Origin of the sequence: Alcaligenes nematophilus (assembly GCF_026344155.1) — a bacterium.
GTDB lineage: Bacteria > Pseudomonadota > Gammaproteobacteria > Burkholderiales > Burkholderiaceae_B > Alcaligenes > Alcaligenes phenolicus.
The window spans coordinates 194,445-209,148 of the sequence record NZ_JAPKMZ010000003.1; the positions used below are offsets into that span (position 1 = coordinate 194,445).

General features: G+C 59.5%; 2 protein-coding genes. Both read right to left on the reverse strand.

Features of this window, described 5'->3' with window-relative positions; genetic code table 11:
• Positions 1 to 6: 6 nt before the first annotated feature.
• Positions 7 to 13,614, reverse strand: coding sequence for a filamentous haemagglutinin family protein (locus OSH04_RS09660; protein ID WP_266108344.1), 13,608 nt, complete (start codon positions 13,612 to 13,614; stop codon positions 7 to 9).
• A 102-nt stretch (positions 13,615 to 13,716) separates the two neighbouring features.
• The gene (locus OSH04_RS09665; protein ID WP_266108345.1) at positions 13,717 to 14,694 is read right to left on the reverse strand and encodes a FecR family protein; all 978 of its coding nucleotides are present in this window, start codon (positions 14,692 to 14,694) and stop codon (positions 13,717 to 13,719) included.
• Positions 14,695 to 14,704: the final 10 nt, after the last annotated feature.

The window sequence follows — 14,704 nt, forward strand, 5'->3', positions numbered from 1 at the left end:
CTCAAGCTACAGTGTCATCCGCCGCCGCTCCTCGGGCGTCAACCGATCCAGAGCGGATTGCGGATTGGCGCCCAGTCCCAGGACCTGCACCGTACTGTCTTGGCGATACGCAGAGGCATCTATCCTGGAAGTCGCTGGGCCTGCTCCTGATGATGTGGCCCCGCCCCCTGACTGCCCTGCATCCCCAAATCCCAGAATCTGCACAGTAATGACCGAAGGCAGATTCTGACGAGCCTGTGCACGAGCGCGGTTGACCGTATCCTGCGCCGCCGATGCGGCCGACGATGCTGTCGCGCTGGCGTTACTCAAGGCTCCCGTGTTGACAGTCGCCACCACCGGAATTCCCTTGGACTCGCCCTGTACCTGAATGTTGTCTGCATTGACCACACGCAAGGCGGCAATATTGATGTCGCCCGACACGCGAATCCCTGCCTCGCCCGCGTCCACCGTTCCCAATGGCGCAATCAGATCGATATAACCTGGCGGGACCTCGGGAACCGGGTTCAAGGTAGCGATACCTGCACCGGTATTCGGTGTTGATGGTGACAAGGCCACATTGCCAAACAGATCGTAAACACGACGCTGCGGTGTGTAGACCACCGTGGTCTTGCTACCCCGACCCGCGTTGATGTCCCCTGCTGCCGACCAGGCCAGAATATTGCCGCCAAAGGTCGTAAAGACCCGGCTCTGCCCCATCAGAATGTCGCTTTGCGAGAAGAAGTTGATGTCCCCTTCCCCTTGCGTGATCACACCTGATCCCGGACCAGGGTTAAAGCCACCATCAATCCCCACCAGAGCACGCCCGCCGGGAGTCAGGATGCTGATGTCCCCACCAAAGTTGGTGTGAATACCTGCATCCAGCACGTCGTAGAACGACACGTTGTAACCCGGACTGCCCAAGGCCTCCCACTCGGCCTTGGTGATGTAATCCAGCTTGGGATTAGGCCGGCTCTTGCCCGCCGTGTTGTTCACGTAATCCGCGTCGTAATACAGCGCACTGCTGTACATCGTCAAATCACCCGTGTAGCTCAAGGCCTTGCCTTGAGCATCCTGTTCGGGGAACAAGGTGGCAATCGCTTCACGGCCACGCAAATAGCTGCCTGCGCGCTTGCTGTCACTATCGTTGTACTCACGGCCCGATGCCTTCAGCTCTGCGTAGTACACATTGCGCAGATAGCTGCGTTGCTGCTCGGGCGGCAAGGCCTCGAAAAAGCTGCGGGCATCCATGCTGGCCGCATCAAAATGCAGGCCCAGGCCGTTCTTGTCGCCAAAGCGGGTGCTCAACCAATTGACCAGGTGCAGCTGGCTCTCCAGCTTGTACTCCCGTGCCAGGGGACGGCTGGACGCATTGCGGCCTTCAGCCCTGGCCTGATCGCGTACCTGGTCCAGCTCTCCTTGCTTCTCCTGCAAGAAGGTTTGTGCGCCGGCTTCATCACCTGTGTAGCCAAACTCGCGTTGCAGCCATTGCCCCAGCGTCAGGCCACCGCTGTAGATATACAGCGCCTTGCCCTGTTGATCTGCAAACGGCAGCTCCAGATCAGCCTGATTCTCGGGGTTCAGATAGCGCGCCGCAAAGTCGTTCCAATGCGCTCCTTCGCCCATTCCGGCCGAGACCGAAATACTGGCGCCGCCACCACGACTATCGGACAAGGCACTGCTCAAGGGTCCCAGACTCTTGATCTCGCCTTTGTCAGCCAGATACACATGACGCCCGGCCGACACGTCCAGCAAACCTGGCCCCAAGATGTAGAAGCTGCTGTTACGGACATCCCGACCCGCTTCAACAATGGAAATATCGTCTGCCCAGGCATGGGTAATCAAATTACCGCGTGTCGTCGCAGTGGCACTCTTGGCCCCTGCCACCGCATCTTTCTGCCCCAGGCGTGTGCCCGAATCGGTAATGTCACGCCCGGCCCGAATCGCCACAGGAACCGTGCCTTCCATACGTGAGCCCTGCGAGCCTGGAGGGTACCCCAACAACACTTCCTGACCGACGCGCAAGCCAACAATGTCGCCGTTGACAGCGTAGTAACGAGCAGGCTGACGTTGAGCTGCGGCAGTACCGATATTGACCGGCGTACCAAACACAAACAAGGAACCTGTATTTTGACGGCCTCCGTACAGCGAAGTGACCGCCTTGCTGCTGACGGTGAACCAGTCGTTGAGCTTGACGGCCTCGCCATCCACGTTATGAATAATGCGAGGGTTATAGCCGTACTCGCCGCCCCCTGTCTGCGATAGCAAGCCTACAAAGGCAGGACGGAAAGGGCTGGACATGGCCGCTGCGTCTGCCGCCGAGGCCGAGAAAACATAGCCGGCCGCCTGAATGGAGCCCCCCGCCAGGAACTGCAGTTCACCACGCCCTGTTGCGTTGACAAACTGCTCGCCCATTGGCGAAGGGGCCAGTACCGTACCAAAGCCATAACGCAATATCGAATTGCTGGATACAGTGGCATCGCTGGCACTGGCTCCATACTGAATATTGCCGTTGGCGGCTGCCGCACGCAGGATAGAAGGATAAAAATGACCATCTGCGTTATGAGACTGGTTGCGGCCTGGGTCGCCCCAACGCGTATCCTCATACGCATTGCGCTCATCCCAGGACGTGGTGGGCGTCAGGTTGCCCCCCACACTCAACAAATCAATCGCCGTCGCCGGTGTCCACAAGGAGAACCAGGACCAGCCATTGCCGTCATAGTGCTGGCCATCTACGGAGAAAGGCATTGAGCTTAAGGACAAGGTACGCCCTGGGTCTACCGTACTGCCCAGCACCAGATCGCCCCGCGTTTGCATGCGTACTGCGGAATCACCCAAGACCAGAATCGGACCACCGGTTGCGGCCCCTCCGCCGCTGGCATAAATATTGCCAGGACGCGTATCCATTTGATCTGTTCCACCAAAGCCCAGCTTTACCCCACCAACCGCGCCGGCATCCAAAGCAATGGCCCCTCGCAAATTCACCAAAGTGCTGTTCAGGTCATGCTCGTTCAAGCGCACATCGGGGTTCGGGTTCAGTGTGCCGCCCAGGCGCAGGACCAGGTCCCCGCCACCTGTCTGTACCAGTTCGCCCCCCGGGGTGATTCGGCCTGTGCTGCCCACCACCAGATGCAAGCCCTGGCTGCGCGGCGTATGCGTCTGCTGATTCCAGCTGCTGCGAATACCGCGCTGGTTCAACATGCCGGCATCCGCCCCGGCCTCCACGGTCAAGTTGCCACCACCCAAAGTACCCACACCGGTAAAGCCGGCCAGGAAAGGATCGTTGGCAAACAACCAGGTGTCGTACTCGCTATACCCGCCATTTGCGGTACCCGCCACATATGTCCCGAAGTTGACCCACCAGGCACTGGGAGTCCCTTCCGAGGCTGACACTGCACTACCCGTTCCCTGGCGCCACAACCAGTTACCCACTGCCGTAGAAGCAATCTGCTGACGCGTGTTGTAGAAGGTGTAGCTCAGATCATTCTTGCCGTCGTTATTGCCGACCAGATCCCCCTTCACACTGCCTTGAGCACGCAGCAACACATTGCCGCCCTTTTCGGGATACCAGGCCTGATACAGGCTGTCCGCACCACCGTCGACCAGCGACTCGAAACGCTTGCCTTCCGCACGCAAGATCGTGCCATCGAACAACTTGCCACGCGCCTGGTTATAGGCCGCCCCCATCGATGCCGACGGCGTGCCCGCGGTGTAGACCCCATACAGCGAATTCATCTCGATGTCACCACCAGACACCAGATCCAGGTCACCCACGCCCGTACGCAGGACACTGAACAGTTGCTCACGGGCGGGCTGTTTCACGTCTTGCATCTCGGGCGGTGTAGCGGGCGAGAGCTCGGCGGCCATATCGCCCATGCCAAAAATATTCAATTCAGTAACATCGGCGCCGATAATGCCGTACGCTTGCAGCTCTTCGATCTGCGCCTGTGTCACCTGCTCACCAGAGACAGGCACAAAGCTCAACCAATAGCCCCCCGCCAGCAATTCAATCAGCTCTTCAAAGCGGCTGACCTCTCCCCAGCCATACACCGCTGGTTTACCCGTTCCTGGAATTTCGATTGATTTCACGCCAAGGCCAAAGTGCGTATCCGCCAGCATCAAGCGACGCTCGGTATCAATCAACGTCAAGCGATTATCCGCTGCCGAGGTATCCGCCCCGGCAACCAGACGCAAATCCCAGGACTGCGAGCCAGCGGCCAACATGGGGGCCAGAGCCAGCATGCGACCTTGCGCGTCATCCCCATCTCGAGGACGAAGATCGACCATCACGGCCCCGCCCGGCAATACCACGTCCGTCTCGGAAGGCACCAGCGCCCCTTTCTTCAAGGCGACCTGCTGGTTCAATTTCATGAGCACCGGCAAGGGCACGCCTTTGGGCCACAGAGTAGCCGCCATTTGCGCATCCTCCGGCAAACGGAAGCCCGCGGCCAACTGCATATTGGCTTGTAGTGTCACAGCCTCTTTCAAGACCGTGCCAGCGGCATAAACCACTTGCCCGGACGCATCCAGCACGGCCGCTGACAGCACCGTTCCTGCCTGCAAGGACAGGCCTTGCGCCAGACTCATCAGGCTGGGGATTACGGTGCCGCGTGGCAAGCTCATGCCCTCCACGGGCAGATCATAGTTAACGGTGCGACCGGCCGCGAACTGGGTCCCCACGTCCAGCGTGGCCATGCCGCCATGGGGGATGATGAGATCACCGCCAAAAGGCATACGACCTGCGGGCAGAACCCAGCCACCATCATCAGCCGTGACACCCAGCACGGAGGTATTGAAGCCATCCGTCAAACTGCCAAAAATCGTCAGATCTCCAGCGGCGCGCAATACCAGGGCCCCGGCCTCGCCCGAGCCATATACCGAGCTTTTCTGAGCATGAGGATTGACGCTGGCATAGCGGTAGCCCGACAGATCAATATCCCCATCCACATGCAGATCACCATTTGGATTCGTGACGGCATTGCTGACAATCTCCACACCAGGGCGCAGGTGGAATTGATCACCATAAGCACGCAGCCCGGCCAGCTTGCCTTGCATCAAGGCCTGATTCGCCAGAGCCTTGTTGATGAAGGTTTCACTATCCAGATGCTTCTGACGCAAGTAGTCCTGATCGATACGCTGGTAGCTGCGACCATCTACCGTTTCATCGAGGCCGAGCTGCGCATCGTCGTATTGCTGGAAAGCATTGACGGCAATCGACCTGGCCCCGGTAATGTTGAGTGCACCGCGTGCATCAATATCGACATCGTTGCCCGTCGCGCCACCCAGGCGCGGTGCGTTCAGAGCGACAGTGCCGTAATTCGCATGGGAACCAGCCACACTCAGATTCATGCGCATGCCATCGGCCAGAACCAGACGACCCTGGCCCGAATCAATTTCAATGACAGCCCGGTTAGGTGCTTCAATCACTTGGCCGTAACTGTCCCGACGCAGCACACTGGCACTGGCATCCAGCACGGCGCTGCCAGTCAGGGTCACCCCTCGCTTGGCAGCCAGGCGAATGCTGCCCGCCTGCTCACCGCTGGCATCAATGGTGCCGTTGACCGTCAGGCTGCCATTGTCCACGGAGACATTGATTTCACGCGCTTTAAGCTCGTTGCCAATGAGCAGATCCCCCTGGCGCAGCTGGAAGCTGCGACCACCCCACACCGATCCTTCATTCAGACGGGCGTTAAGTCCCGCAAAGTCCGAAATCTGCTGTCCACGCAGCTCAATAAAGCCGGAGGCAAAAGGCACCAAGGTACCGCCCGCATCGTAATGCCCTGTTCCAGCTCCCGACATACGGCCACGCAAGTCCACCAAACCGTTCAAGGCCAGGGCCGTCAGTTTGCCTGCACGATTGTGCTGGGCCGATACATCAATCAGGGACTCCGCCGCTTGGGTCACATTGCCGCCGCGACTCTCCAGCACAACCTCGCCACCCCAGCTGTACTTGTTCACATCAAAAAAGCCGATCGGACGCCCTGCCAGATCCAGTTGCGCACCCTCTTGCAGAACCACATCGTCCTGAGCAGACAGCTTCAGCTTGCCGCTAGGCAGCAAGGCCGCACTGTCCCAGACCAGGGACCTGGCAGCATCCAGGCTCAACTCGGCTCCCAAGGCGTGCACTGCTGTGGCCAGATCAGGCTGCACCGTGCTGCTCCCCTGCGGACGAGTCACCGCAATGTTGCCACCTGCACGGATGTTGTTGACCGAACCGGCCTGTCCGGTAAACAAGGGGGTGCTGATGTTCAGATTGCCGCCCTGATAGGTCCAGCCATTGCTGGCTGCATCCCAGGCACCACGACTGTGGTACACGGACAAGCTGCCCTTGTGATTGGCTGTGATGCGCTCGGAGGCATTCAGGTTCACGCTGCTAAAGCCCAAGGCCAGACGGTCGTGCATACCCACGGTATCGGGCTGGCTTTTCGGGCCGTAACCAAACTCAATCTGCTGAGCATCAAATACCAGACGGCCATTCCCCGTGCCCGCGCCGCCTTCCACGATGCTGCCCGCCGGTGTCGTGGCTCCGTTCCAGACCAGAATTCCGGTTTCGATACGTGCTTCACTATTTGCGTCGCCATAGCCATAAATGGCAGCTGCGCTTAACACCAGGCGCTCCAGTGCCGACTTGCCTGTCACCGGGTCCAGCGTGCTCAAATTGACATCACCATAGAAGTTGACGGAGTCACGCGCCGTCAACACCAGGTTCTCCAATGCAGGCGCCCCCATCTGGGTATCGCCGCGCAGCAAACGCTCCAGCACACGTTGATTCAGCGTCAGACCGGAGGGCAAGATACCCGCAGCAGACGCGTCGGACAGGGCCTGCGCTCCGCCCACATTGATGCCACCCATAGCCAGCACCAGATTGCGTGTGCCATAGCGCACCGACTCATCCAGCTCAAAGGTTTTATTGGTGGCAGCAGTAATCGTGCCTTCAGAATACAAACGGGTTTCACCCGAACAGCTGCTACCGACGGCACAAGTCCCAATATGCAGAAAGCCCGCCCCTACCGTGCCCCAACTATCGTCGTTGCTGGGTGAAGTGACATCCAGCCAGCCATTGCTCAAGGCCAGAACCCCTTTCTGGCCGGGCTGCAGCACATAGCCCTCGCTGGAGTCCCAGGGCGCGGCGCCTTTGCCCAAGGTGTTGATCGTGGCGCCCTGCTCAACTGTCAGGCCCTTTTCACGATTACCCACCACCAGAAATACCTGCGCTGCTTCCAGCACGGCGCCGCCGCGAATATAGATTTCATCTGTGCGCGTGTTGCCCAGACTGACACGCCAGGCATCGCGGGTCGAACCATAACCTTGCAAGGCAAACGTGGAGGTAGGTGAACCCCCGATACTGATGCCTGCCGCCCCCAGGCGATTGAGCACACCGGACTCTACCGACATACCATCAAAACCTGCGGTCGGCGCTGCCCCATCAGCCAGCACTTCAATGCGCTGACCAGTCAGCACCACATTGCCCCCACGGCCATTCTGGGCCGGTTCAAACTTGGCAACACCGGACGCCACCTGCAAACGGTTCGCCTCCAGCTGCAGTTGGCGGGCATCCCGCTCCAGTTGAGGGCGCGGGACGCTATCACGCATGGCCCAGTCCAACCCAAACTGCGAGTAAGACGTTTCGTTGTACTGGGAATACTGGCGCAGAGTGTCTGCCGAGGTCAGCACCACGCGCGAGGGCATGGCATCCATGACATGGGTATTGGCGATCCCCAAACGGGCGGCCACATTGTAGGAACCATTACGCATGGCAATGGTGCCACCCATAGCCGCACTGGCACTGCCCGAACCACTGATTTCAACGCGGTAAGCACCAGGCAACAAGGCGTAGGTGGAGGGCAGCAAGGTATACGTCCCTGCGGCTAGGCCCGGTACGCCCTCTCCGATATGAATCTGGCGTCCCACCATAGGATCGCCTGCACCATTGTCGGCCGCCAATGGCGCCACCACTTGCTGTACACCTGGCACGACGGCATAGACCGGGTTGCCAGCAAGCTCGGGCAGCATGAAGCCGTTATTGGTGCTCTGAATCAGGGGGTGCAGACGGGCATCCGTAGAACCACCCCGCCCAGGCAGGAAACCTGCTCCTGTCAGTTCCCCACCACCCGACAGATCCAGCAAGGCACCTTCTTGCACGTCCACGCTGGTGGCTTTCAGGCTGAGATTACCCAGCAGACCGCCCAGGCCCACATAAGGCGCATCGCTACCTGCATAGTTATAAGTCAGCCCATCCACCGTCCCGCCGTAGGGCATGATCAAACCCGCGGCACTGACCGAGGTAATGCTGCCAGGGCGCATCACCATGGAGGTTGGGGCTTGCGAGGCACCACCTACACCCACACCCAATTCCAACTGCCCCAAGGGAGCCAGCAACACACCGCCCTGATCAATATTGCCCGACATCAGGCGCAAGACACCCAAGGCAGAATAAGGCTGGGCGACAGGGCCACTGCCAATGCGCTCGATACGCAAGCTGCGCTGCGGGTCATACTGTGTCAGCGGGTTATTCCACTGATCACGCTGGATATAACGGCCGGAAATCACCTCCGCCGTCACGCCAGTTCCAGGATAGATGCGGCCAGCCGCCAGCACCAGATCCCCTTCGGTCAGCAGCTGTGTACGATCACCGACCGTATGCTTCAAGAAACGAAGATCGTTCTGCGCGCGCAGATCCACCGTATCAAAACCGGCACGCGATACCTCGGCCTTGCCACTTTGCAAGGACCGGCCCAACGCACCGAAGGCGATCTGGTTGGCAATGTCCAGCACATTGGCATCGATACGCAGATAGGAGTCTGGCAACAGCTCGGGCAATCGGCCTTCATTACTGTTCAGAGCCTGAATCAGCGGAGTCACATACTTGTCGCGGGTGGGATGCGTTGCCCCTGCCAAACGGACATGAGGCGCGGCCAGCTTGACCGTAGCACCGGGCATAGAGCCAGGGGCCAAGGCAATCTTGGGGGTGGCCAGATGCAGGCTTTGGCCCATCTGCAAATCCACACCGTTTTCAATCGACAAAATGCCGTTGGACAGCAGGGCCAGATTGTCAAAGCCCCCCGCCTGAATGCGGTCCACACCCACACGAGCATGGCCGTAGACCAGACCCGCATCAGCACGACCAGCTTGCAGATCAAGCGGCAGATTCTCCAGTTGCTGCTCTTGCACCAAGGTCATTTCGCGGTGTGCCAACACGCGATCACCCGGCCCACCTGACATTTCATAGTTCGGCGACTCCAGGGCGACCGACAAAGTTCCGCCCGCCGCATTGGCACCACCGGCCCAGGCCTGCATATCGCCATCCAGATACAGCCCGTTGAAGCTGGCCAGATGAATCACACCGCCATTGGAAGCGATGGTTTGCGCGCCCTGACCAGGCATGTCCAAAGTCGCTGCGGCTCCGGATGCCAGCAGGCGCGCGCCTTCGCGCACAATGACAAAGCTGTCGATAGCCTTGACCTGCGTTGCAGCCTGCTGGTACTTGCTGCCAATTTCGATACGGCCACCATTGAGCACCTTGCCGTAGCTTTGACCCTGGGCATCGACAGCCGTCATGGCTTTGCCCGACACATCCAGCACGGCATTGCTGCCCAACCAGATCGAACCGTCGTGTCCTTTGAGGTGGCGCACGTCCTCGCTACCAGCACTCAGACCATAGATACCGATCTTGCCGCCCGAGGCTCGCAAGGAGCCATCCACCGTAATCTGACCGCTGCCTTGCAAGACAATATTGCGACCATCATCTACGCTAATCTGCGCCGCCTTGCCCACGGACAAGGTGGGGCCACTGGGGTCCACATCTTGCTGCTTGTACTCAAAGCCTGCCGTCAAGCTCAGATCGGCACCGCCGCGCTGGCTGATCGAGCCTTTTTCGGGCGATTCGCTGAACTCGGGTGGCAACCACAGGGAGGCAACCTGACTCAGATCCCCACCATTGGCCAGTTGACGTGCAGCGGGCAGATCCAGCTGCATGACGGGCATGTTCAGCGCCAGATTGGCCCCTTCTGCCACGGCCACGCCGTAGCCGCCTATCACGTCGTAATTCGCAAACCCTTTCTGGAACAGGCTGCTGTCCAAATGCAGCATGGCCCTCACGGCCACATCCTGCGTCAAGCGCGTTCCGGCACGCAGCAAGGTGCCTGCGCTATAGCTCAGATCGGCATGAGCGACGGTGCCAGCCTTGTAAACACCGGGTGATGGCGCAATGGCAATGCCATCAGGCAGGATATCGGCTGGCACCACATAGTTGGTCGGGAAGCTGGCGGGATTCATGATCTCCATGATCACCGTTCCCGCTGGCAAGGTTGGCGCCACGCTCCAGCTATAACCGTCTACCCGCAACTGCTGACCATTGGACAGCCAAACCGAATAACTGGAGTTCTCGTTGCTTGGCTTGGGCAAGGTCCAGGGGGTTGTCAAATGAATCCAGCTGGACTGATTGGCCTGCTCAACCTTGGGCGCCCCGCCAATCACCTCGCCAGCGGCGGCATGGGTACGCATGTAGTGGAAATCCACCGGCAAAATCGCACCAGCAGCAATGGTAAAGGCCTCGGTCGTCAACAAATCGGCCAGAGAGCTTTGACCCGCTTGCAGGACACCATCACTGCCCTGCACCGTACCACCCAACACGACAGTCTCCCCGGTCTGCAAGCGCAAGGTGCCACCACCAGCCACACCATGACCACGGATTTCACCTTCGAAGACCAGTCGTCCACCTATGCCGGATACGCCGGACATATACGCATCAGCGGCCAGAGTTATATTGCCACCCTTGCCACCTAGCACCGAGCCATCGGCCATATAGGCCGCCGCCGAGGAGACGTCCAGCAGCGCGTGTTCGGCCACAGTCACATCACCGCTGCTGCGCAAAATGATTTCACCACCATTACGCCACGGCAGATAGCGCATCGCGCGGCCATCCAGCTCCTGATTGCTCCAGAAGCCTCTGGTATCCAGGGTGACACCTGAGTCAATTCGTGTGGCAGCGATAGCGCCGGCTGCCACATCGGCAATCTTGCTGGATTGCCAGCCCAAACTGGCGCTGGTCCATTTATCCACCAGATCACCCAGCACAATACGGCCACCGCGCGCCGTCAGGTCAGCCTTCACATCGACTTGATTGGCATGCAGCGCGATCTCGCCCCCCAGAGCAAGCTCCAGCGCGTCATTGACTTCCACACTTTGGCTGGCATAGGCACGTAGAGCCCCCAGACCCATTTGCGTCAACCAATCGGAATCCAGGCTGATGCGAGAAGGGCCGGGCGTCGCATCGGACTGCTCCCCCGCCTCTTGCGCCTGAGCCTTGCCAATCACAATCTGCTCAACCACTGCACTGGGGCTATAGCGCAGATTCTGCGTGTCCTTGTCATAAACCGGCGTCCAGCCACCCAGAATCAGCTCGGCCCGACGCGCTACAGCCGTTTGTGACTGCTGATAGCCATCCAGCTTGGGAGCCGGTGCCTGAATCTGGCGCGGGCCCTGGTAAACCTCGGTCTCGATATGCCCTTGCAGGTCCGCCGCCTTGGTCGAGATGACCAGGCGGCCCGCATCACGTCCTACCGTATAGCCTTCTTCGTAACGCTGGGTAGGAGCCAGAATCGGGTTATAGAAGCTACGGGTTTGACCCCAGCGCGCGCTGGTCTGCTCGTAACCTTTGTACAAGCCGGTGTAGAGCAAATCGCCCGGTGCACTATCGACCGTGTATAGACGGCCATCCACACCCCGCAGCCAGCTTTGACGCAGATAACCGCTTTGTACATCCAGCGTTCCGCCCGACAAGTTGATCAAGGAACCGGGACGCGTCACCACGCTGGCACCGCTGAACTGCACGGTGCCGCCCTGGGCGGCCCACTCGCCAATACTATGGCTGGCGACGCCCAGATAACCACCCACTTCCAGTAGCCCGCCCGCGGTGTACCAACGGTCCTTTTCATAGCCATTGGTGCCAGCAGGAACAAACACTAGGTTGCGGCGATCCAGCCAGACATCGCTGCTGCGCAGATTGTCGCCCTCGCGGTTGACCGGAGCATCGCGCTGCTCATTACCCTGAATGTTGATCATCAGGTTGTTGGCTTCCATCGCCACGCGAACACCCACATGGCCGGACACATCAATCACGGCGTCCTGACGTACCTCGCTGTTCCTGGCCGCGTCCACAAAGACCTGACCACCCGTCGCCAGCGTCAGGCTGTCGGCGTCGAAAACCACATCGCCACCGCTGGCAATCTGTACCAGCGACTGATCACGGCGATGACGCAGGCCGTCGCCTTCCTTGTCCGATTCCTTGATCAGGGCTTCGCGTTGTACATCCAGGGCGGTGGCGGCGCTTTCGTCCAGCACAATCGCTGTGACGCTATCCTTGCCCAAGGTCACGCTGGATTGAGCATCCGTCTTGTTGTTCTGCAGATGAATCGTGCCTCGGTTGTGAACCGAGGTGCTGGCCACCAGCACGCCGTCCTGGCTGATCGTGCGCCCGGCCAAGGTGATGTCGCCCGTTGCGGCTTGAATCACGCCCGTATTGCGAACCAGGCCCGCCTTGTCGGATGCCCCTGCCTGAGCTACCACCGTGTTGCCACGGGTGGTGGAATTGACGTTTTCCTCTGTCCCCATCCCCTTGCGGATGATGAAGTTCTCGCCAGCGGCCAAGGCAGCCTGCCCGCCCGGGGTCGAGATACTGCCTGCATTGTGCACTTCCTGCCCCAGCAAGAGCACATAGCCCCCGCCCTGGTTCACGGTCTCGGACGCATGTGTGCCGATACGTGCACCGGCGTGTATCTCGATCTTGCCTTGCGCATTAGTGAAGGACGCCGTGTTGGCGTCCTTGCCATACAAACCTTCCTTGAATTGCTGGTCCGTGATCTTGGCGGCGGCTGTCACCAGATTGCGCACGTTCACTTGAGACGTGCCGCTGAACACCACCCCGTTCTGGTTCACCACCATCACGGTGCCATCCCCCTTGATGGCGCCTTGAATCTGGCTCGGGGCGGTATCCGCTCCCACAACACGGTTCAACACCGCATCGGACGCTTTTTGCTGGAACTGCACCGTGGTGTTGCGGCCCACGTTAAAGCTTTCCCAATTCAGTACGGCTTTGCTTTCGGTCTGCTTGATGGCAACAGTGTGCTGACCATTGTCTTGTGTGTGCACCGGACGCTCTGCGCCGGTCCAGACGTGCAGATTGCCTGCAGCATCATGATCCCACACCCCGCCTTGCACATAACCGTCCGGCACACCGGCTTCTTTGGCAGCGGCCTCGCGCGCGGCTTTTTGTGCTGCTTGCTGAGCAGCAATCGCACTGGCGGTACGACCCAGGTTCTCGACCGAACGGGCCAATTGCTGACGTGCTTCGGCATGTTGGCGTGCCGCCGAGTTCAAAAGGCCATTGCCCGGATCAACCATTCCACCTTGGGCGCCGGAGACATTGCGCTCTACCGCTCCCCGCGAGGCGAACCACGCGCCTGATACGGGCTGGGTTTGCGCATAAGCCTGCGCACTTACCCCCCCTGTAAGCAGCAAGGTCGCGATGGCTCGGGCCACCGGCGTCAGGCGATTTCGGGTCTTGTCGCGAGGAGCTCTATCGACAGGGTTTCTAGGATCAGATGACTTGGAAGACAAACTGCGTAGGCGTGGCGACATTGCTTGAGTTTCCCGGCTTAAGACTGGAGGGATTTCGTATCCATATCTACAAGACTGGTTCTGGCGAGAAATCAATCATGCCCATTTTGTTACTTTATGTAACTACGCCTGCCTTACCAGAGCAATACCACCCGCCAACTCTTGCACCCGTATGCCGGACATGGCGCGCAGCATATCCAGGGCCAAATCCATATCGCTGATGGACAAGCTCAAGTACACCGGGCGGCTCTTCAAACTATCGCTGTAAATCACGATTTTTCCGGGCCGATAGCGGTTCAATTCTTCCACTACATCGGCCAGAGGCTGACCTTCAAAAGCCAGATAACCACGTCGCCAGGAACTGACCTGGTCCAGGTTAGGGCGCTGCACCGCGTGGATGCGCTCATAGTCGTAAACCGTTTGCTGGCCCGCCTGCAAAGTGACGGTTTGATTCGCCTGCACCTGGACCTGCCCTTGCAGGCACGTCACCGTTACGTTCTTCCCCGTGTAGCGCACATTGAACTGCGCCTGTTGTGCTTGCATACGTCCTGGCCCAGCCTGGACGTGGAGGTGGCTGGTCGCTCCATCCAGCACACGGATTTCGACTTCGCCTTCAACAAGCTCAATGCCTGCCCCTTGGGCCGTATCACGACGGTTGATGCAAGTTTGCGTGTTCATCTGAATGGCAACGGCCTGCCCGAGTTGAATCTCGCGCTGTTCGCCCACCCCTGTTCGAAAATCCGATGTCAATTCCGTGAACGATGGCCACAAGCCCCAGGGCGGATGTACCACTCCCACCACCGCCAGGGCCGAGGCTGCAGAAGCTCCCCCCATGAAGGCGCGCCGGGCCGTAAATATGGGTGAGGCAGCGGGAGCTTTCCATTCCGGCAACAAGTCTCTGGCGGCCTGCAAACCCGGCGTTACCGTGTCCATCGTTACCGTCAGCTCCTGCCAGGCCACGCGATGTTCGGGACTTTGCTCCAGCCATTGCTGAAAGCTCTGCGCATCAGACTGCCGGGCACTGCCCGAATGCAGCCGCACCCACCATTGATTGGCTTGGGTACGCACGGCGTCAGACGGAGAGGAGGAAGAAGGACTCATGGGGCAAAAC